General features: G+C 40.3%; 17 protein-coding genes and 1 tRNA gene. 13 read left to right on the forward strand and 5 right to left on the reverse strand.

The genetic code is table 11. The features are described from left to right. Positions 1–58: 58 nt before the first annotated feature. The 3 genes from AHMF7616_RS04220 to AHMF7616_RS04230 all read right to left on the reverse strand — a co-directional run bounded on the left by AHMF7616_RS04220 (position 59) and on the right by AHMF7616_RS04230 (position 3,783). On the reverse strand, positions 59–2,641 hold the full coding sequence (locus AHMF7616_RS04220) for a DUF5686 and carboxypeptidase-like regulatory domain-containing protein (RefSeq protein ID WP_115371748.1): 2,583 nt from the start codon (positions 2,639–2,641) through the stop codon (positions 59–61). Positions 2,642–2,871: 230 nt separating this feature from the next. Beyond that, the gene (locus AHMF7616_RS04225; RefSeq protein WP_115371749.1) at positions 2,872–3,078 is read right to left on the reverse strand and encodes a hypothetical protein; all 207 of its coding nucleotides are present in this window, start codon (positions 3,076–3,078) and stop codon (positions 2,872–2,874) included. 135 nt (positions 3,079–3,213) lie between these two features. Next, positions 3,214–3,783, reverse strand: coding sequence for a TetR/AcrR family transcriptional regulator (locus AHMF7616_RS04230; RefSeq protein ID WP_115371750.1), 570 nt, complete (start codon positions 3,781–3,783; stop codon positions 3,214–3,216). A 533-nt stretch (positions 3,784–4,316) separates the two neighbouring features. On the opposite strand from AHMF7616_RS04230, the gene AHMF7616_RS04235 reads away from it, so the two are divergent. Then, complete coding sequence (locus tag AHMF7616_RS04235; RefSeq protein ID WP_115371751.1) at positions 4,317–5,456, forward strand: PQQ-dependent sugar dehydrogenase; 1,140 nt, start codon at positions 4,317–4,319, stop codon at positions 5,454–5,456. A gap of 211 nt (positions 5,457–5,667) precedes the next feature. Here AHMF7616_RS04235 and AHMF7616_RS04240 read toward each other — a convergent pair whose 3' ends face one another. Further along, positions 5,668–6,417 (reverse strand): ROK family protein, encoded by a 750-nt coding sequence (locus AHMF7616_RS04240; RefSeq protein ID WP_115371752.1) that lies wholly within the window; start codon positions 6,415–6,417, stop codon positions 5,668–5,670. Positions 6,418–6,927: 510 nt separating this feature from the next. Here AHMF7616_RS04240 and AHMF7616_RS04245 point away from each other — a divergent pair. Beyond that, a complete protein-coding gene (locus AHMF7616_RS04245) occupies positions 6,928–7,464 on the forward strand; it encodes a YceI family protein (RefSeq protein WP_115371753.1) in 537 nt (178 codons plus the stop codon). A 70-nt stretch (positions 7,465–7,534) separates the two neighbouring features. After that, positions 7,535–8,470, forward strand: coding sequence for a ring-cleaving dioxygenase (locus AHMF7616_RS04250; protein ID WP_115371754.1), 936 nt, complete (start codon positions 7,535–7,537; stop codon positions 8,468–8,470). 230 nt (positions 8,471–8,700) lie between these two features. On the opposite strand, the gene AHMF7616_RS04255 is transcribed toward AHMF7616_RS04250, so the two are convergent. Beyond that, positions 8,701–11,220: an AsmA family protein gene (locus AHMF7616_RS04255; protein ID WP_158546096.1), complete on the reverse strand. Its 2,520-nt coding sequence runs from the start codon at positions 11,218–11,220 to the stop codon at positions 8,701–8,703. A 180-nt stretch (positions 11,221–11,400) separates the two neighbouring features. Between AHMF7616_RS04255 and AHMF7616_RS04260 the strand changes: the two genes are divergently transcribed. The 10 genes from AHMF7616_RS04260 to cas1b all read left to right on the forward strand — a co-directional run bounded on the left by AHMF7616_RS04260 (position 11,401) and on the right by cas1b (position 20,678). Continuing rightward, positions 11,401–11,475: transfer RNA gene (locus AHMF7616_RS04260), tRNA-Val, on the forward strand. A gap of 308 nt (positions 11,476–11,783) precedes the next feature. Then, positions 11,784–12,575 (forward strand): CRISPR-associated endoribonuclease Cas6, encoded by a 792-nt coding sequence (cas6, locus tag AHMF7616_RS04265; RefSeq protein WP_115371756.1) that lies wholly within the window; start codon positions 11,784–11,786, stop codon positions 12,573–12,575. A 148-nt stretch (positions 12,576–12,723) separates the two neighbouring features. After that, positions 12,724–12,948, forward strand: a complete 225-nt coding sequence (locus AHMF7616_RS04270) for a DUF433 domain-containing protein (RefSeq protein WP_115375458.1) — start codon at positions 12,724–12,726, stop codon at positions 12,946–12,948. An 88-nt stretch (positions 12,949–13,036) separates the two neighbouring features. Beyond that, positions 13,037–13,378, forward strand: coding sequence for a DUF5615 family PIN-like protein (locus tag AHMF7616_RS04275; RefSeq protein WP_115371757.1), 342 nt, complete (start codon positions 13,037–13,039; stop codon positions 13,376–13,378). Positions 13,379–13,599: 221 nt separating this feature from the next. Next, entirely contained in the window at positions 13,600–14,991 is a 1,392-nt protein-coding gene (locus AHMF7616_RS04280; RefSeq protein WP_115371758.1) for a type I-B CRISPR-associated protein Cas8b1/Cst1, read from the forward strand. A 127-nt stretch (positions 14,992–15,118) separates the two neighbouring features. After that, positions 15,119–16,093 (forward strand): type I-B CRISPR-associated protein Cas7/Cst2/DevR, encoded by a 975-nt coding sequence (gene cas7i, locus AHMF7616_RS04285; protein ID WP_199474111.1) that lies wholly within the window; start codon positions 15,119–15,121, stop codon positions 16,091–16,093. Beyond that, the gene (gene cas5b, locus AHMF7616_RS04290; protein WP_115371759.1) at positions 16,093–16,770 is read left to right on the forward strand and encodes a type I-B CRISPR-associated protein Cas5b; all 678 of its coding nucleotides are present in this window, start codon (positions 16,093–16,095) and stop codon (positions 16,768–16,770) included. The genes cas7i and cas5b overlap by 1 nt, the downstream gene beginning before the upstream one ends. Next, positions 16,763–19,084 carry a CRISPR-associated helicase Cas3' gene (gene cas3 / locus AHMF7616_RS04295; RefSeq protein ID WP_115371760.1) on the forward strand — a complete coding sequence of 774 codons (2,322 nt, stop codon included), beginning with the start codon at positions 16,763–16,765 and terminating at the stop codon, positions 19,082–19,084. Before cas5b ends, cas3 begins: the two co-directional genes overlap by 8 nt. A gap of 33 nt (positions 19,085–19,117) precedes the next feature. Next, the gene (gene cas4 / locus AHMF7616_RS04300; protein WP_115371761.1) at positions 19,118–19,621 is read left to right on the forward strand and encodes a CRISPR-associated protein Cas4; all 504 of its coding nucleotides are present in this window, start codon (positions 19,118–19,120) and stop codon (positions 19,619–19,621) included. Between the two features lie 52 nt (positions 19,622–19,673). Beyond that, on the forward strand, positions 19,674–20,678 hold the full coding sequence (cas1b, locus tag AHMF7616_RS04305) for a type I-B CRISPR-associated endonuclease Cas1b (RefSeq protein WP_115371762.1): 1,005 nt from the start codon (positions 19,674–19,676) through the stop codon (positions 20,676–20,678). Positions 20,679–20,681: the final 3 nt, after the last annotated feature.

Genomic DNA, 20,681 nt, shown 5'->3' on the forward strand with positions numbered 1-20,681 from the left:
ACCGCCAAAATTTAAAAATTTTAAAAAAACAGTTACTCGGCGCCTGCGTACTGGTAAATTAAAAATCGAATTTAAATTGTCCCCGAACGCCTAACTCCGAGGTATCCGGATGATCCAGGTAGGAGAAGCGTTTAACCAGGTCTACCCGGAAAAATTTAAAAATATTGCCAATGCCCACACTGCCTTCCACGTAGGGCTTATTTTCTAAGGAGTAGGTAGTGGTCATACCGCGGGCATCCGCCGGAAATTGCAGCAACTGATTATTTTGAGCCGGATTATTTTCGGTGCGCAAGCCACCGTACAGCACTTTAAGAGTGGCGTATTCCCGGAATTTAGTTTTCTTGATTACAGGTATTTTGTTAAAAATAAAGCCGTTAAAGCAATGATCCAGCATCAGGCTGGCGTATTGATCGCTGGCAAATTCCAGAAAGTTCATCAAATTATAAGACTGAAACTGGTAAGAATAGGTTTGGTTGGCCCGATGTATCGTTAACAAAGGATAAGGAACCTGCCCGAATAAATAACCAGCTTCGGTAACCACATCGGTATAACCTAATTGCGATAAACTAAACCGCTTAAATATATTTAAAGTAACAGATTGGTAATTGTATTCGCCATCAAATAACCCTTTTACACCCGCAATGCCGCGCAAGGTAAAAACCGGGTACCGGCCAATAAAAGAAGTACGATAAATTTTACCCTGGAAAAATTTTTCATTCGGTGCCCACCGGAGTTCCGCCGACACTTCCGCTGTGGTTAAATGCGATAATAAATCAGTCTGATTTTCGGAAGTAGTAATTCTTTCAAAAGCCAGACTGCCAGCAGGAGCTTGTTGCCATCTTTTTAAACCCAGCCGATACGAAAAGTGGTTTTCAAACTCATGGAGGTATTCCAGGTTAAACGTTTTATTGTATAAATATTTATCGTTAATGCCCCGTTTAAAACTTAAAAAAACATTGCTCTCCTGAATAAGTTGTAGTTCCTGGCCGGGAATTTTCGTGTCTTGCTGGTAGCTTACCCGCACCGACCGGACCGGAAATTCATAAATAGTTTTATCCGTTAAAGAATAGGTGGCTCCCAGGTAATACTTCCATTTTTCATCTTTAAAGCCATAAGCCGCATACGCATCAAAGTTTATTTTCTTACTAAAGTTGGGCGTTGTTCGACCGCCAAACCGCAGCCGGAAACCTTCTACGGGGTTAAAGCTGTAAAATGTAGCCACCGGGCCAAGTTCTAACTTTGGACCAGCCTTTTTGTAGCCTGCAATCAATAAAGTAGCCCAGTCGGCGGTTCTTTTAAAAGAACTGGAATTTTTTAAAGTTTCGATATTCGTGTAAGTGGCGGCTTCGCTGGTAGTTAACGTATCGGGGCGGTTAGCCAGCAAAAAGTTATCGTCGGGTTGGCTAATTAATTCGGTGGAATTTACTACGGGTAAGCCATCGTATAAATTAAACGGTTGCGGCTGATCGAAAACATAATTTTTATAAACCACCAGGCGGCTGCCGTACATGCCAAAATTCCCGTTAGGCGTTAAGCCCAAGTCGGCGCGCATTTCACTTTTACTTAGGTGGTATTTACCCGCGGCATCTGGGGCAAAATCCAGATTAATGTGCAAGTCGCGTACCCAATTAATATTTACACTTTTGCTAAGGCTTAACTGGGCTTTTTGTACGGCATAATTACCGTCTTGGGTGATGTATAAATTTCCTGCAAATAAAAAATCGGTTTGGTTACGGGGTTCAAAGGTTAACTGAATTAATTTACCGGATTGGGTAGCTACGGTATCGGTTACGTAAAACCGGTAAAAAGTAGGGGCCGCATCGGCAATCGGGCTTAAAAACTGGTTGGTTACTACCGGAATATTATTTTTATAAATATCAATATCCTGGTATAAATGATTAAAATAAGCCTGCATGCCTTTGCTATCAATGTATTCCCCAAAATCAACTTTTTTCTCGGCCGTGATGATTTTTTTGCTTTTAGCCGGATTTTGGCGGTAATAATGATGCGAAAATACTTCCTGTAAATAAAACGGCAGCAACGCTTTACCTTTTAAAGTAGTGGTATCTAAATCAGCGGTTAAGTAGGGAAATTTCCGGAGTAAAAAGTTCTTTTTTAATTTTTCGGGCGTATTGGTTAGCGAAAACCGCAACTTCTCGTATTGTTCGTACTCGGCAAAATTATACTGTTGTAATTGGTTAGCGGCTTTGTGCGCAATTACTTCCCGGATAAGGTCTACGGCCGGATTGTTTTTATTGCGGTAACGGCGCTTCCCTTTAATCAGCACTTCGGTTAATTGCTGGCTATCGTTTTCCAGGGTAAGGTTAAGCTCCTGCGTTTGGCCAGGGTTTATAGAACGGGTAATAGTTTTGTAACCCACGTAAGAAAAGCGTACCTGCGTAAAAACTTGATTGGCTTTTAGAAGGTATTTGCCTTCCACATCGGTAACGGTACCAATTTGGGTATCGGGGAAATACACCGAAACCCCAATCAGCAGTTCCTGCGTTTGGGCATCTTTTAAGGTTCCGCGAATTACGGTAGGAGTAGTGCTCTGGGCCAGCATTTTATCAACGGCCAGAAAGCACAACAACCCCACCAGGAGCAGTACCTTAATTAGAGTAGTTAGATATTGCGAAAACATAGTTTTAAAATTGACTGGATTGTAGCGAACGAGGCAGAGCAAAGGATTAATTGTTTATAAGTAGTTGGTCGTTTTTAGTTGTTCGTTGTTAGATCGTTAGTAAATTAATAATCAAGTACTTAAACTCAGGTTTTTATCAACTTAATTTTGTCCTTTACTTATTTAAAATAGTCCGGTTAATCTGAAGTACAAAGCGTGCGGTGCAGCAACCGGGATAAGCGTTTTTTACCTTAGCTAAAAAAACCAGTGGTCGGGTGGTACGCCGGATCAGAATAACAGCAGGTAACTTGCATGGGTACATCAAATTTTACACGACAAATCTGGTAAATGCCTGGCAACGGTGAAATAGAAGGTCGGCTGAAAGGTAAAATTTGGTAGGTAAAACGTTGAAATTTGTCGGTGAAATTTTTAACCGACCGGAGAGTAGATACATGCATGGGTAAGGAGGCGTTTTTTTAAATTTTAATCAGGGCAACATCCATTTGTATTAAGAGCTGGTTTAAAAAATGGTACTTACAACCAGATTGTTATTTAAATGTTTTAAACGTTTGCTTAAAATAGGTACAAAAAAATCAACAATCTGCTTTTGGTAAAAATAAGTAGTTGCAAATCATATCTTTAACTATTTGCTGATGGTCGGCTACAAAGCGTTCAAACTCTTCGTTGTTCATTTGCCACAAGCGGGTAACCATTACTTTACTCTGAAAGATAAACTGTACATTTGCCGCTATTAACTGCAAAACATGCGGAATAGTAATGGGCCTTACTTCTCCTGCTTCAATCGCCTGCTGTAACTGTTGGTCAAAAACAGAAATGATGCGGCTTTTTTCTAAGCAAATAGCATTTAAGAAACGATCTGGGTTGCGATGCAATTCGTTTTGTAAAAAAGTAACCAGGCCCGGATTAGATTTAAATATTTGAAAATCATGATCGATTAAGCCGGTAATCTTTTCTTTTAAGGATATGGGCTCATTCATAATCTGAAGCATGCCCCGGAAATTGAGCTCAAATAATTCATTAAATACCAGCGAAAATAGCTTTTCTTTACTCCGGAAGTAATAATTAAGCAAAGCTCCGTTCATGCCGGCTTCCTGGGCAATGTCGCGGGTAGTAGTACCATCAAACCCTTTCTCCAGAAACACTTTTTAGCCGCCTCCTTTAATTTTTCTTCGGGTACTAAAAAACAGTTTGTCATATTCTCAATCAATGAATGGTGCAAAGGTAAACGGAAATATTTTAGATAGTAGTAATCTAAACAGAAATTTTAAACAAATGTTTAAAACAAATTTTTATTTATTATAGGTAGTTTACCCAATAAGTTATTTTTAGTTTAAAGATTATTAACCGCGATGGTACCGAATAATGAAATGCAACAATCGGTATGGTATACCTCTGTTCAAATAAAAAAATCGTTAATGTAAGGTAATAGCTTGAATTTCATGCTACTTCCTTTAATACTGCGGGTAAAGCCGAAGGGTTAGGTTAAGTTTTAAAAAAGTTTGATCTTACCTTTTCCTTAACCAAATTTGAGTTTCTAAATCCGGAAAATTTTTAAATTTTTACTACCAGAAAAGCTGCTGTATTAGAGTACACCCTGCAAAAACCGAGTTTACCCGGTATCCGGAAATCAGGAGTCGAAGAATTAACAATTAATAACAAACAAAACCGATACGCTATGAATAAATCCATCTTCCTACTTTCCGCTCTTTTTTTATGGGCTTCTTTTACGGTGGCCGATAAACCGGAACCTATCCGGACTGCCAAGCCCGCCGTAGTTGCTAAACCAGTAGCTTTTACCGTTGAAAAACTGCACGAAGGTTTTACCAATCCTTGGGGCATGGCCTGGTTGCCCGATGGCCGCTTATTGGTTACGGAACGTGCCGGCGACATCTTGGTTTTTAAAAATAATAAGTTTACCGGCGAAAAGTTAAGCGGCGTACCCAAAGTGTTTGCCGAAGGGCAAGGCGGCTTGCTGGATATTAAACTGCACCCCGATTATGCTACAAATAAATGGATTTACATTTCGTACGCCAAACCAGTAGAAGGCGGCGCTACCACGGCTATTATGCGTTTTAAATTGCAGGGCAACCAATTAGTAGAGAAAAAAGATATTTTTGAGGCGCAGCCTTATTTAAAAGCTGATTTTCACTTTGGCAGCCGCATTGTTTTTGATAAGGACAAATTTTTATATTTCAGCTCCGGCGAAAGGGGCACGCAGCCTAAAGTACAAGAGTTAAATAACGACCACGGTAAAATTCACCGGATTTACGACGATGGCCGGGTGCCGCAGGATAATCCTTTTGTAAACCAAAAAGACGCGCGCCCCACCATCTGGACGTATGGCCACCGCAACCCGCAAGGCATGGTGTACGATGCCACTACCAATCGTATTTGGGCCGTGGAGCATGGCCCTAAAGGAGGCGACGAATTAAATTTAATTCAAAAAGGCAAGAACTATGGCTGGCCCAAAACGTCGTACGGCATTAATTACGACGGTACTATTTTAACCGAGTTTAAAGAAATGGCCGGGGTTACCAACCCGGTGCGGTATTGGGTTCCATCTATCGGACCGTGCGGTATGGCCCAGGTTACCAGCGACCGCTATCCCGAATGGAAAGGTAATTTATTAGTGGGCGCCTTAGCTTTCCGGCACATTGCCCGGGTGCAGTTAAACGATGCCCAATACGTTACCGAAGAAAAATTAGTGCAAGATATTGGCCGGGTGCGGTGCGTGGCCGAAAGCCCGGATGGCTATATTTACGCGATTACCGAAGGGCCTGGTTTATTAATTCGGTTGACGCCCAACAAATCGTAGCAGAGTAAAAAATTTAAAAAAAGAACCTGGCTGATGTATTGTTCGGCCAGGTTCTTTTTTTAAATTTTTTGCAAAATCAGTACTTACACTAAAAACCTGAAAACCGTTTGTGAAGACACAAACTCCGGCACCAGCTATTGGCAGAGTCTCATACCTAACTTTTTAGAAAATTTTTTTAAATTAAATAGACGATAAAGCTACTCCCACTAAATTAAAAAGCCGAGTACACAGTGTCGGCGAAATGATGTTCGCCTTGCTGCCACAAGCGGGCGCCGCCTTTGATCCCGTCACGGTTAGAAACTATGGTAATGTTTTCATCGAGTTTAAACCGGAGTTTAGAGGCATTGCCGCCGCTGATATACAAATGATCGTAGTTAAAAACGGCTTTCAATATAGCCAAAACCCGCATCATGCGACTATTCCATTTTTCTTCGCCGTGTTTTTTAAACGCTTTCTCCCCGATGTATTGATCGTAGGTTTTGTTGCCGCATACCGGGTGGTGCGCCAGTTCCAGGTGGGGGAGAAGGTTGCCGTCCAGCAATAAGGCGGTGCCAAAACCCGTACCCAGGGTAATAACCATTTCCAATCCTTTTCCCTTTACCACGCCCAGCCCTTGCAAGTCCGCATCATTTACTAAACGTACGGGTTTATTTAAAACAGCTTTTAATTCTTCCTGCAAATTTACGTTGCGCCACAAGGCCGTATCCAGGTTGGGAGCGGTGAGCACCCGGCCATTCCGCACGTAACCCGGAAAACCAACGGATACTTTCTGGTAACCCTCAAAGTTTTTGAGTAACTCTTGAATCGCCTCTAATACGTTTTCCGGAGAAGCCGGGATTGGCGTGGGCACTTTTTTATATTCATTTTGAAGCTCGCCCTGAGCATCCAGAATAGTGGCTTTTATGTTAGAGCCACCAATATCAATCGACAATATTCTTTCTTCGGGCAATAATTCTTTCATCTTTTTTATGGAGTAAAAGCCGTTTTTAGAACAGTAATATACTTATTATAACGGAACAAGTTGTGTAATTCTTCTTAATTGCGTTGCTGGGCTGGTTATTGTTTCGGCGACTAGGAACCCAATCCGGCAGCAAGTCTATCTCCATCCCGAATACCCGCCGCCCCTATTTGCTTTTACAGCTAACGCCCTACAAGTTATTAACGTCTGAAGAGAAAAAGGTAACCGCAAACGAAGGTCCCCCTTATTGATTTAGGCTGCTTGCTTAGTGGGTGTTTGAGGAATGGCTACCAAGTTGGATTGGTAATTATTTTTCTATGAATGTTTGTTTGGTGAAGTAATGGATGAAGAAAGTATGTTGGATGCTTAGTTAAAATACTGATAGTCAAACATATTATTTAGGTATTAATTATTTTTTGAATTTTTTGATAAAATTGTATGTATATACATTAAATGTATGTACATTTGTACCATTAATACAACATAAACTTAAAACACCTAAATATTCAGACTATGGCAACTACCAAATGGTCAGTAGACCCAATGCACAGCGAAGTTCAGTTTAAGGTAAAACACTTAATGATTACTACCGTAACTGGTTATTTTCAAAAATTTAACGTGGAAGCAGAAACGCAAGACGATAAATTTACCAGCGCTACCAGCGTAACCTTTACCGCCGATGTCGATTCAATCAGCACCAACAACGAACAACGGGATACGCATTTAAAATCACCGGATTTTTTTGATGCCGCTAATCACAGCCAAATTCAGTTCGTGGGCAATAAATACGAACACGCGGGTGGCGATGACTACAAACTCCACGGGGAATTAACTATCCGGGGCATATCTAAACCCGTTACCGTGCACGTAGAGTTTGGCGGCATTGTAGTAGACCCGTATGGCCAAACTAAAGCTGGCTTTACCGTAACCGGTAAAATTAACCGGAAAGATTTTGGCTTAACCTGGAGCGCCGTAACCGAAGCCGGCAGCGTGGTGGTAAGCGACGAAATTAAGCTGCAAGCCGAAATTCAGTTAGTGAAACAAAGTTAATTAGCCCACTTTCTTTAATTTAGCAAAGGGTAAAGCTCCGGGTTTAGGTTAATTTTTAAAATAAAATTCAATGGAAAATAAAATATTAGGCCTGCACCACATCACGGCTATTGCCGACCAGGCTAAACGGAATGTAGACTTTTACACCAAAGTGCTGGGGTTGCGCCTCCTGAAAAAAACGGTTAATTTCGATGATCCGGGTACGTATCATTTGTATTACGGCGACGAAAAAGGCAGTGCAGGTACTATTCTAACCTTTTTCCCGTACGAAGGATCGCGCCGGGGCCGGGCCGGTACCGGCATGATTACGCACATTAGTTATTCGGTACCGGCGAGTAGTTTTGCTTTTTGGCTGAACCGTTTCGCCGAAAACAACGTGCCTTATCAGCAACCCGCCGAAAGATTTGGCGAAAAGTACATTGCTTTCCAAGACCCGGACGGATTGCAGTTTGAATTAGTAGCGGCCCAAAAACCCGATACCCGCCAACCCTGGGAAACCTCGGAAGTAAACGCCGAGGTAGCTACTCGCGGCTTTCACGGTGCCACGCTTACTTTACGCGACAAAGAAGCTACGGCAACTATTTTAACCGATATTTTTGAATATACAGCAGCAGGGCAGGAGGGTAACCGTTACCGTTTTGTTACCGGTACCGTAGATCAAGCCGCTACCATTGATCTGGTTGAAGCGCCGAACGAACTTCGGGGTACCGGTGGGGCCGGCACGAACCACCACATCGCCTTCCGGGTGAAAAACGAAGAAGTGCTTCTGCAATTTCGCGATAAAATCGCCCGGCAAGGATTTAACATTACCGAAAAAATTGACCGCAACTATTTTTATTCTTTGTATTTCCGGGAGCCGGGGGGCGTTTTGTTTGAAATAGCTACCGATAACCCCGGCTTCGGCATCGACGAACCCTTCGACCAATTAGGTTCCAGTTTGTTGTTGCCACCCCAGTACGAGCCCCGCCGCGCCGACATTGAAGCCGTTTTACCCCGCTTGGATTAAGCAATAAATAGCTTCCATTAAAAAGTAAATCACCCAATCGTTTTTTAAGCCGACTAGGTGGTTTACTTTTTTAAATTTAGATCAGCCCCGAATGTTTTCAACAATTCTCAACCTAACTTTTGTAAATTATAAACCTTAGCACCTTTCAACTTTCCAATCTGCAACTTTCCAACTTGCAACTTTTTAACCTTTCAACTTTCTAACCTTTCACTTTCCAACCTGCAACCTCATTAAAAATCAAAATACTCGTCCTGATTGGGTTGTGGCGCGGAAGTTTTGGGAGAAGTACCTTTTTTGTCTGGTTGCCGTACTTCTTTATATTCTTGTTTTTCGCGCTGTAGGTCCTGGGCAATTTTAGTTTTTACCCGTTGTTTATCCAGAGCTATTTTATAATTATTTTCGCTGCCTTTTAAGCGCAGAAATATATTGGGTCCGTTACTTACCAGCAGGTTTCCGGTTTCATCGGTAACCCGGGCGTTTTTATTCCGTAGCGGTACCCGGAATCGATAATCTAATTGTTGGTCGAAAGTATGGGTACCCTGCACCCCAATGACGGAAACCCGCGAAGCATTGGAGCGCACTTCCATCTCGGGAATAAAAACGGTACGGTCTTGAATCCAGAAGGTGTTGCTTAACTCCGAAAACTGCAAATTAGCGAGTTCGCGCTTCGGAATAAAAGGAGCCAGCTTTTGCATGGGTTCGAAGTTGATTAATTGCCCATTTTGAATACGGGCTTTTATTTCCGCTTCCATCCGGTCCGTAAGCGGGTTTAAATGGCGGTTAAAGTATAGATCCGAATGAACCGTAGCTGTAAGCGTTCCGCGTAAGTGCCTTTGCACCAAAAACTGCTGCCCAAAATTTTCGAAAACGTAAAATAAACTATCCAGTTTCAGTTGGTTTACGGTAGTAAGCGTCGTTACCTGAAGGTTATTCGGCTGCCGCCCATCGAGCAAGCCTTGTATGGCAAACTGACCGCCCGTGGTTTGTAAGGCCAGGCCGGGCGAAGAAATTACCCGGTTGTTCAGGCGCAAGATGCCCGTCAGGTTTTTGCCCGTAAACCGCCGGAATTGTACCCGGTCCACCGTGGTTTTTACATCAAAACCCAGGTATGGCGAAATTGCTAACTGGTACGCCGGGTTTGCGCCGGGCCGTTTATTGCTTATAGTAGTGGAGCGTATGGGTTTATCTTCGCGGAGTAACTCGTCAAAATTTAAAAATCGGGAGGTAAAATCGGCTTCTACCAGCAAGCGTTGTTTGGTCAGAAAAAGCCAGCCCAGTACATTTTTAAAATAACCGTTGATTAAAAAATCAGAGCTGCCCAGTTTGCCCGTAAAATCGGAGACGGCTAGGTCGCTTTTCCGGAAGATAAAGTTGCCATGGAGTTGCCGGAACCGCAGCGGATAATTTTTCACCTGAAAGGCTGCATTTTTTAAATTTATTTCGCCGGAACTACTTACCTGGCCGTACCCTTGCTGCGATTGGAAAGCCTGCAGTTTACCGGCCAAAGCAATATCTACGGTTACTTCGCCGCCGCCTCGGCTCAGGTTATCGTTCGGGAATAATTCCAGTGCGTGCGCTACGTCCAGGGTGCCTTTTAATTTTACTTGTAAAAAAGGATCTTGCAGGTTGCGGTATAGTACGCCGCCCGTAAAAGGTCGATTCTTCAGTTTTCCCCGGATGTTATTTAGTTGAATGGTGGAGGTCTGGTTGTTTTGCTGCGGGCCGTTCGAAAATTCTCCCTGAAGGTTTAAGTCTTCCAGCTTTTGCTGGGAAGCTGGGTGGTAAAAAGTAGCCTGGCGGCAGCCAAAACGCACAAGTACCCGCGGATTGGCTTTGCCCGAAGTAATACCCTGTACCGTACCATTAAAATAAATACGGCCCTCACTTTGGTACTCCCCCAAAACCCGGCTGAACTTAGGTGGCAGTAAAGCCAGCAACGATTGCACATTCGTGTTTTTGCCGGCAAACCGGATATTCAGGTTTGTAGGCCCTGCGTAGCTAACGTTACCCGCTACCTGGTACCGGGCTGGACCTACGGCCACTTCGCCGGATGAAATCTGCACGGTGCGGTTAACGCGATCTACTACCAGCTTGGTTTGCACCCCTACCTGCTTATCCTGAAAATAATCATCGCCTTCTATCCGGATGGTTTGCAGATGGGTTTGACCGGTAGCCGCTACTTCTATGGTTTTATTTGATACCTGCAGCGTGGCTTGTACTTGTTGGTTTTTCAAATTAAAATATTGTTGCCGGCGTTGGTCAGCGTAGGTGAGTGCCACATTCCGAACCGTTATTTTCTTTAGTTCAAAAGCAAAGGGCTTATTTTGGGTTTGGGTAGTATCTGGGGTAAAAACCTGGTAATTACCGGTGCCATCGGGCAAAAATTTAATAGCCACATTACCTTCTTCCAGAAACATCTCCTGCACCCGGTATTGTCCCCGGAGCACATCCCACACGTTAAAGGTAAAATAAAGCTGCTCGGCTTGAGCCAAGGGAGCTTTACTGTTGGTAAAACTTTCGGTAATAGTTACGTTTTTTAAGGTAATGGCTAGGTCCGGAAATTTACGCAGGAGCGAAAGGGAAATGTGTCCTACCTGCACTTTGGTTTTTAAATGCTGGTTGGCTTCGGCAACAAACAAATTAATAATTTTATCCTGGTAAGAATAGAGCACCCCTGCCCCCAGCAAAAGTAGTAGTAACAATCCGCCGACACCGTACCGTAATCCCTGGCTAAAAGCTATCTTCTTCAAAACGAACGCATTGTAAAATTTAAAAATTTGGTAATAAAAGTACATCCGAAAATCGGGCGGGACAAACGCGGGTAGGTTAAATTTTTTTACGATTTTTTTAAATAAATAATTTGCAGTGATAAAAAAACCTACCATATTTGCACCACAATAAACGACAACAACAGGTTGTTGGTCCCGAAAGGGGTGTTAGCTCAGCTGGTTCAGAGCACCTGCCTTACAAGCAGGGGGTCACTGGTTCGAATCCAGTACGCCCCACATTAATTATCAAGAGGTTATAGATTTTATCTATAACCTCTTTTTTTTGGTTTAAGCATTGGTTTAAACAAATCTTTCACTTCTCTATTCTGCTTAATTAATATACTGTTTTTAATTCTTATAAAGTAGATTTATCAATTTAATTAGACTAAACTATAGTAGGAGTTGATTTTACTTTTAAAGCAACAATAGCTAGTCAAAATTAAATTGATAATAGGTTTAAGCCATATTAAGCAGCCTACATTAAAGTTTCATTTATATAAGTCATTAAGTGGTTATAAAAAGAATCGTGAGGAGCAAAATGAAATATGCGGTTTAATCTAACTTTAAATTTACCTGATAATAATTATAAAGTACTTCCCTTAAATTACCAATACGAGCTGTCGGCTTGGATATATAAAGTAATAAATTTAGGCGATGCTTCTTTTAGCTTTTGGCTGCATAGCCAAGGCTATTTGGCTAATGGAAGGCATTACAAACTTTTTACTTTTTCCCGGTTAAACATTCCCCAGTTTAAGATAGCCCAGGACCGCTTGCAGATTATTAGTACCACTGCTACGTTAAGTCTATCTTTTTACATGCCTGCCTCGGCCGAAACATTTATATCCGGGCTTTTTAAACAACAGCAATTTTCGCTCGGCGATACCCAGAGTCAGGTAAAATTTGAAGTAGCAGCTATTGCCGCTGAACCAACCCCCGCATTTAAACCCCAAACCCAGTTCAGACTAGTATCGCCCCTGTGCGCGAGTACGCAAAGGGACCAGCAAGGTAAATTAATGCCGCTTTACTTATCGCCAGAAGATTCAGGATTTAAAAAAATATTTGCGGAAAATCTTCTGAATAAATACGCAGCTGGCGCTATGTTAAAGGCTCCTCCGGCTGTTTCGCCTTTGTTAGGAGATGTACAGTTTCATCTACTCAGTAAGCCCATTTCTAAACTGGTTACCATAAAAGCGAATACCCCGCAACAAACCAAAGTACGTGGCTATTTATTCGATTTTGAGTTAGAAGCCTCGCCGGAATTAACGGAAGCGGGTTATTTCGCCGGATTTGGCGAGAAGAATAGTTTAGGATTCGGGTGTGCAGAATTTCTAAAGTAAGTTAGTGGCGATAATAAACTTTACTGGTTTAAAAAAACAACCAGGTTTAGTACATTATTATAATAGATGTAAATAAAATTTAATATATTTCGTAATACATCAGATGAGTTTATGTACTCAGTATTACTATATTTATCTAAAATTTCTAATGGATTTTTCTAGAATAATCACCCTAGAACCAGGTAAAAGAAGCGGTAAGCCTTGTATTAGAGGAATGCGGATAACCGTATATGATGTATTAAGTTACTTAGCCTCCGGCATGACTATGGAAGAAATTTTAGAAGATTTTCCGGAATTGAAGAAAGAAGATATTTTAGCTTGTCTGGCTTATGCGGCTAACGCTGAGAAACGTTCTATTATAGCTGTCCAATAATGTTTTACAGAAAAGGAGAACATTTTTTTTAATTAAGTACTAATTTTTATTAAACTCATTATTGAAGTATTGATAAAGCTTCCTTGTCATGGGTAATACAAAAATCTTAATTGATGAAAATCTGCCTAGAAGACTGGTAAGTCAATTAGCAGCATGCTTTATAGAAAGTGCTCATGTATCTGAAAAATCTTTATTAAAGAATTCAGATAGAAAAATTTGGCAGTACGCCAAAGAAAATAATTTTACCATCTTAACAAAAGATAATGATTTTACTGAGTTAAGTAAATTATTTGGATGTCCTCCTAAAGTAATTCGCCTAAAATGTGGAAATCAAACAACAGTTAATTTAGCTAAAATAATGATTGCTAAGCTTGAAATTATTATTAACTTCTTAGAGGCAGAAGAATTATGTTACTTAGAAATTGAATAACCGCTACAACGAAGCTATTTATTAGCTTTTAATTGCACTATGTTAGAATTGAAATTTATTGAAGTATTGATAATAGGAATTAATCGAACCATTTTGGACTTGGAGTAAGTATTTACCTTAAAATACCCAAAATTAGGTATTGTTAACGAATTGTTTTTTACTCATCTTCAAACCCGGTAGGTTTTAAAAACTACCGGGTTTATATCTGCTGTTTATATTCTATGAAATTAGAAAACGATTGGTTTATTCAGCCTACTGGCGACCCGTTTGCCGATGTAGGTGGCTATGTTATTGAATATTTTAGAGAGAAGTTCCCAAAAAAAAACATTCTGGAACTCATTAAAGAGGCTACCTATATTTATGTTAAAAATTGGGATAATAACTTGCACTCTTTTTTCTTAAATTCAACAATAACCCATAATTCCAATAAAGGTCAGAAAGGCATTGATAAAACTCTTGAGTATTACCAAAGCTTATTGGAAGATAAAAGAGATGCCCAAGAAGGATACTGCCGGATTACGGGTCAGAAGACAAAACTTTACTTTGCTGGACGCGACAATCATATTATGTCCGGTTCAGCAACGCTGATTAACTTTCATCATGGTTTTCAGAGTGGCATCCTACTTTCCAAAGAAGTATTAATCCGCATCTTTTTCTCGCCGTTGGGTTTAATACAATTAGGCAACAAAGTAGCTTTAATCCAAAGTAATAACGAAGAAGTAAATCGCTATTTTGTAAAGAGAATCTTGGACAACAATTTCAAGGATTTAGCTAGCGGCATCTCTAAATCATTGCAAAAATCAGAGTTTAGTAATCCGGCCAATACCTTATTTGATTTTGCGCATAAATGCATTTCAGACTTGAAAATTGCAGCTTCTGATAATACGACTGGCACCAAAGGAATTACCCTTAATCTTTATCACTTTACCAATTTTGGGGCTAGCCCTGAAATAAAGCTATATACCCTTCCAGCAGTTGTTTTTTTGTTTTATCAAAAATGCCTGAGTTTAGAATTTAAAAGTGATTGGCAGCGATTTGTGAATTACCATTATCGCTCATCGGGCTTTAAGGACGCATATTATAATGATGCCACTAGTACCTGGGAAAATAAAAAAGATTCGGTTGGCTATGACGATTATAAAACCTGGCGCAATCCGGTTTATGAAAGATTATTAAATGGCGAATCCTTACTAGGGCTTTTTGAAAGATGGTCCAGAAAGAATAAACTTAATATTAAAATTATCGAAATCTACCAACAAGTTTTAAGAAATATGGACAAACGCACACTTCAAAAAATTCAAGATTTAACAAATTTTATTATTGAGGATAAGGACTTTACTAAAAAATCTATAACCCGCCTAAATGGGATGAAAAGCGGGTATGATATACGCCAGTTTTTTCTTAATCTAATTGCCAAGAATTATTACAATAAAAACGAAAAAGCTCTTATTACCCTCGAAGATTACGTGGAATATCTTTTCCCAGATGGTGCCTCTTGGCGTGATATACGAGATTTACTGTTAATCTCTATTTATCAGAAGTTACACGAAACAGACACTTCTTTAGACATTGAAATGCCTGAACTAGAAGCTGAACAAGAACTTGAATCTTAAATTTAATCAAATATATGAACCTGAAAACGCAAGGATTTATTCTGCTTGATGTAGACGTGGTAGCCTTAAATAATGCAGGCAAGAGTTCTACAAGTAATTTTGATAATGCCGTTGGTACAAAAAAATTTTGAAAAATGGCCGTTACTATACTTACGTTTCAGGACAAGCCTGGCGGTACTGGTGGCGCGAAACTCTTAAGTTAAATCATAATTGGGAACTTTCGCCCATAACGCGAGAGAGTAAAATAGCCTTTACCGAAGCTAATCCTATAAAATTTGCCGACGACGATATTTTTGGTTATATGAAAGCAGCTAAAGATATTGTGCGAGATGATGATGGTAATCCTATTCTGGATAAAAAAGGAAAGGATCAAAAAGAGGATGTAACAGTAACCCGTACTTCACCATTAAAAAATTCAGTTATTGTTTCGGTTGGTTCTACCCAAACCGTTGAAAACTGGTCGAGTATGGCTAGACAAGTCGGTGATTCTGTGCCTTACAGCAAGGAAGAATACAGCACCATAATGAAAGGTATGTTCTCCTTGGACTTACTACAGGTGGGCACTTTTGCTACTTACAATAAAACCGGATTTAAAAACTTAACCGAAAAATTAAGAACCGAAGCTTTAAGTAATGGCGCAACTGAAAAGGATGATTTATTTGTAAAAGACAAAACCGGCAATGCTGCTAAACTGGTGCAATTAGATAAAAGTATTAGAACCCAACGCATAATAGATACTTTAAAAGCATTGAAAACTATTACGGGCGGCGCCATGCAAACCAATAATATGGGCGATGTAACACCTAAATTTATTGTTCTGGCTACTATGTCCTCTGGTAATCACCCATTCTCACACATTGTTAAAAATGAAGGTCGCAATAATGAGAAAGCTTTATTAAATATTGAAGGTTTACGAGAAGTGTTGCAGGATTATAAAGAACAATTTAAAGGTGTTGTTTTTATTGGCAAGCGCAGCGGCTTTATGGATGAATATAATGATGATTTGGCTACCTTGGCCGGTGAATTTGAAAATGTAAGATTGTTATCGGTAAACCAAGCCATAGACCAATACTGTGAACAGATTGCAAACCAGATTATGTAATGGAAGTTTACAAAATAGACCTTACCAGCTGGACCGCCAGCTTCCGTTATCCTAATTTAATCAGCGGTTTTCAGCCAACCCTGGAAGTGCCGCCATTAAGTACGGTATTAGGCTTAATAAATGCCGCCGCCGGAAGCTATCAAAATTATCAGACCTTAAAGATTGGATATTATTTTGAATACGAAGCCAAAGCGGTAGACCTGGAAACCATTTACCAAATTAGCAGCAAAGACGGAAAACCTACTAATCAGGCTAAATCTAATATACTAAACCGTGAGTTTTTATTTAATGCTTTTTTACGACTTTATTTAACAGATAATATTATTGCCGATTATTTTCGGCAGCCTTATTACCCTTTGTTATTAGGCCGCATGAACGATTTAGCTACCGTTACGAATATAGAAAAAGGAGAATTAGCAGCCGTTGTAAATGCGGATAAAGTACGGGGACAAATTATTCCATTTGCTAAAAATCGTTTGGCTGGGCAAATTCAGGCATTACCAAAATATTTTACCAATTCTTTTCCCCGCAATAATATTGGTACAGAACCTTATTCTATCATCAACTTTAAATCAAATGCTCTTGCTACCGGCATACAAGCATTCCGTGACGAGCTTGCGCCTAATAAACCAATAGATATTTACTTTCATGAAATAGATTTTTCCGTGTATGCCTAAAGTTAAATTGCCGGAAATATTAGCTAAATCGGAGCCGCCGCTTACTTTGCAGACCCACATAGATGATTGTTTACTAATTAGAAATTACTTGCAGAAATTGTTCCCGCAAATTCCTTTTACCAAAGATTTTGATTTTTGGAATACCTTGCAATTAGCTATTATATTTCATGATTTAGGCAAAGCGCACCAGGAATTTCAAAATGTATTAAGAGGGCAACCAGCTAAATGGCATTATCAGAGGCATGAACTTTTTTCACTTCCTTTTGTAGCTGCTTCTGCACTTCCACAAAATCTTAAGGAACTGCTTAATCTTGTTGTTGCCGGGCATCATAAAGATTTTGAATGCCTAATTAAAGATTATATTGATACGCAATACCCGGAGAAAGAGGAAGATGAATTTAGCTTAGGATTGGATTATAACGAAGACCGCAGTTTTGGAACAGCGTTTAAAGAAAATATTCCGGTAAGTGATGTTAAAACTTTGCTTTTTGCTTACGATGTAACTATTGGCGAAGTGCCGGACTTTCCGGTTCATGCCTTAGTGAGACGTTACCTTAAAAATAGATTTACCCAAACCAATGCCGAATATTTTTCTCTGCTGCTTTTGTTTGGTGCTTTAAAGCATTGTGACCATTTAGGCTCTGCTCGCGTTGAAAGCATAACTCATTTAGAACTTTCTGATTTTAATTTTTTAGACAACCAGCGCCAAGCGCTCCTGGCCAAACAAACGGATTTTTACCTACATCAATTAGAATGCAGGGATACAACGGGGAACCTTATATTAACTGCTCCAACTGGTTCTGGGAAAACCGAAAGTGCACTTCTCTGGCTTAAAAATCAACTTATTCATTCCGGACAAGGGCGCGTTTTCTACGTTTTGCCTTTTACAGCTTCTATTAACGCCATGTATGAGCGATTAAGCGATGTAGAAAAAGGCTTAGGAGAAGAAAAAGCCGGAATGCTGCACGGTAAGTTAATCGATTACTTGAACAATTATTTTGATGAATTTCAATATAGCGTCAGCCAGAAAAAGGAAAAAATAAAAAGCATTAAAGAAAAATTCCGAACCTTGCTTACGCCGGTTAAAGTAGTAACGCCTTTCCAGCTACTTAAGCATTTATTTGGGCTGAAAGGTTTTGAACAAGGCATTTTTGAATGGACAGGCGGCTATTTTATTTTTGATGAAATACATGCTTATAGTCCAAATGTTTTTGCCCAAATTAAAGTACTGCTCGAATTTGTAACAAAGCATCTGAATGCCAAAGTAATGGTAATGACTGCTACCATGCCCGCTTTCCTGAAAAAAGAATTAGAAGAAGCTATTGGTCAATTTACACCAATACAGGCAGAAACTGCTCTCTACGAAAAGTTTAAGCGGCACCGGGTAATATTACAGAATGGTTTACTCTCCGAAAACCTTAGCTTAATTCAGGTTGAATTACAAGCTGGTAGAAAAGTATTAGTGGTATGTAATACAGTATACGAAGCCCAGCAAACTTTTGAAAAGCTAAAGAGCTTTGTAGGTGTAGACAAGGCAGTTTTATTACACAGCGCATTTAATGGCAAAGACCGCAGTCAGAAAGAAAAGGCATTAAAAGAAGAAGAGGTATGTCTACTGGTAGGCACGCAAGCTATTGAAGTCAGTCTTGATATTGATTACGATGTGATTTTTACCGAACCAGCTCCCATTGATGCATTAATACAACGCTTCGGTCGGGTAAACCGGCGACGTGAAAAAGGCATATGTTTTTGCTATATTTTTAAAAACCGAAATAAAGCAGACAAATATATTTATACAACTGCCATAATTGAACGGACATTGCAAGCTTTAGCTACAGTTGAAAATGAATATGATGGCATTATAGATGAGCAAAAGTTGCAAGAATTAATTGACTTTGTCTATCCAACTTGGGAACCAGAAGACTTAGAAGAATTTAACCGCATTTATTTTTATTTAGATGATGCTGTTAAAAGTCTGTCGCCTTTAATAAATTCAAAACATACCGAAGAAGAATTTTATAAACAATTTGATGGCATTAAAATATTACCGCAAGCATGTAAATCTGAATATGAGAAATATTTACAACAGTTTGACTTTATTAATGCTGAAAGTTTAAAGGTTCAGATAAGGAAGAATGTTTTTGTTGGTTGGCTTCGTTCTGGTTTTCTTCGGTTGGAAAAATTTGTATTTGAAAAAAGCAATCAAAATTTACTTACAATTACTTATTATTTAACAAATAAACCTTATAATAGCTTTACTGGTCTACAGGCAAAAAGTGAAGGGGAAAGCTGGCAAGATGATATATTTTTATAATTATCTAAATAATGTCTATAAAAGTAGCTTTTCATGCATATCACTGCTACCCATATAAACCTCTATCACGTTTGCCACCGCGAACTGTGGCTGCACGCGCATGAAATTCGGATGGAGAATACCTCCGACACGGTTAGCGAAGGCAAACTGATTCACGAAACGGCCTACCCGCAACGGGCCGAGCGGTACCGGGAAGTAGTGTTGGGGGGAGTTAAAATTGATTTCTACGACCCGAAAGCCAAGGTGGTACACGAAATAAAAAAGTCAGATAAAGTAGAAGCGGCGCACCTGGCCCAGGTGAAATATTACCTCTACGTTCTGGAACAAAACGGCATCGCCGGCGCTACCGGCATCATTGAATACCCCACGCTCCGCAAAACCGAAACCGTAGAACTTACCCCCGCTGACCGCGCAGCGATTGTGATCTGGCTCGGGGAAATAAGCCGGTTACTGGCGCAGGCCCAATGTCCGCCTTTACTTAACAAACCTATCTGCAAGCAATGCAGCTATTTCGATTTTTGTTACGTGGAAGAATAGCTATTCTCTTCGCTTTTAATTTTAGCTTGTTTAACCGCTTAAGCTGAGTGCCATGAAAAAAAGCTACTATTTATTTAATCCTGGTCGGCTGAGCCGCAAAGACAATACCTTGCAGTTTACGCCCGTAGATGAACAAGGCAAAGAAGGGCCTTGCCGGTATATTCCGGTAGAAACCGTTTCGGATTTATACGTGTTTGGCAACCTGGACGCGAACAGTGCGATGTACAACTTCCTGGGCAAAAACGGTATTTCGGCGCATTTCTTTGATTACTACGAGCATTATACCGGTTCTTTCTTCGCCAAAGATTATTTGCTGGCCGGTAAAATGCAGGTAGAGCAAACCCGGCATTATACCCTTCGGAATAAACGCATGGTGCTGGCGCAAAAATTTGTGGAAGGAGCGGCTTTTAACATGTTAAAGAACCTGCGCTACTACAATAACCGGGAAAAAGACCTTGCCCAAATAATTAGCCAAATAGAAGGATATGCTACCCAAATCTCGGCTACCAGTGAGGTAGCCGAGTTAATGGGCATCGAGGGTAATATTCGGCAAACGTATTATGCGGCTTTTGATACCATTGTGTCGGGCTTTACCATGGTAAATCGTTCTAAGCGGCCACCCCTAAACGAAGTAAATGTCCTGATTTCGTTTGGCAACATGATGTGCTATTCGGTTTGTATGGATATGATTTACCACACCCAATTGAACCCCACCATCAGCTTTTTGCACGAGCCGGGTACCCGGCGCTACTCTTTAGCCTTAGACTTGGCCGAGATATTTAAACCGGTTCTGGTAGACCGCACTATTTTCCGGGTATTGAACAAGAAAGAAATTCAACCCAACGATTTTATGACCGACATTAACGGTTGCGTTTTAAAAGAAAGCGGGAAGAAGGTTTTTGTAAAAGCATTTGAAGAACGCTTAAAAGAAACCATTAAGCACCGTACTCTCAGTAAATCGGTTAGCTACAAGCACTTGGTAAAACTGGAATGTTATAAACTCAGTAAACATATTTTAAATATAGAAGAATATAAACCTTTTAAAATCTGGTGGTAAAAG

Origin of the sequence: Adhaeribacter pallidiroseus (genome assembly GCF_003340495.1) — a bacterium.
Lineage (GTDB): Bacteria > Bacteroidota > Bacteroidia > Cytophagales > Hymenobacteraceae > Adhaeribacter > Adhaeribacter pallidiroseus.

Bases quoted from the DNA above. Each gene is read 5' to 3' on its own strand.
- AHMF7616_RS04270 (WP_115375458.1), top strand. From the start codon at position 12,724: ATGGATTTTTCTAGAATAATCACCCTAGAACCAGGTAAAAGAAGCGGT.
- AHMF7616_RS04250 (WP_115371754.1), top strand. From the start codon at position 7,535: ATGGAAAATAAAATATTAGGCCTGCACCACATCACGGCTATTGCCGAC.
- cas4 (WP_115371761.1), top strand. From the start codon at position 19,118: ATGCATATCACTGCTACCCATATAAACCTCTATCACGTTTGCCACCGC.
- AHMF7616_RS04275 (WP_115371757.1), top strand. From the start codon at position 13,037: ATGGGTAATACAAAAATCTTAATTGATGAAAATCTGCCTAGAAGACTG.
- cas1b (WP_115371762.1), top strand. From the start codon at position 19,674: ATGAAAAAAAGCTACTATTTATTTAATCCTGGTCGGCTGAGCCGCAAA.
- cas3 (WP_115371760.1), top strand. From the start codon at position 16,763: ATGCCTAAAGTTAAATTGCCGGAAATATTAGCTAAATCGGAGCCGCCG.
- AHMF7616_RS04240 (WP_115371752.1), bottom strand. From the start codon at position 6,417: ATGAAAGAATTATTGCCCGAAGAAAGAATATTGTCGATTGATATTGGT.
- cas6 (WP_115371756.1), top strand. From the start codon at position 11,784: ATGCGGTTTAATCTAACTTTAAATTTACCTGATAATAATTATAAAGTA.
- cas5b (WP_115371759.1), top strand. From the start codon at position 16,093: ATGGAAGTTTACAAAATAGACCTTACCAGCTGGACCGCCAGCTTCCGT.
- AHMF7616_RS04220 (WP_115371748.1), bottom strand. From the start codon at position 2,641: ATGTTTTCGCAATATCTAACTACTCTAATTAAGGTACTGCTCCTGGTG.
- AHMF7616_RS04280 (WP_115371758.1), top strand. From the start codon at position 13,600: ATGAAATTAGAAAACGATTGGTTTATTCAGCCTACTGGCGACCCGTTT.
- AHMF7616_RS04245 (WP_115371753.1), top strand. From the start codon at position 6,928: ATGGCAACTACCAAATGGTCAGTAGACCCAATGCACAGCGAAGTTCAG.
- AHMF7616_RS04225 (WP_115371749.1), bottom strand. From the start codon at position 3,078: ATGCATGTATCTACTCTCCGGTCGGTTAAAAATTTCACCGACAAATTT.
- AHMF7616_RS04235 (WP_115371751.1), top strand. From the start codon at position 4,317: ATGAATAAATCCATCTTCCTACTTTCCGCTCTTTTTTTATGGGCTTCT.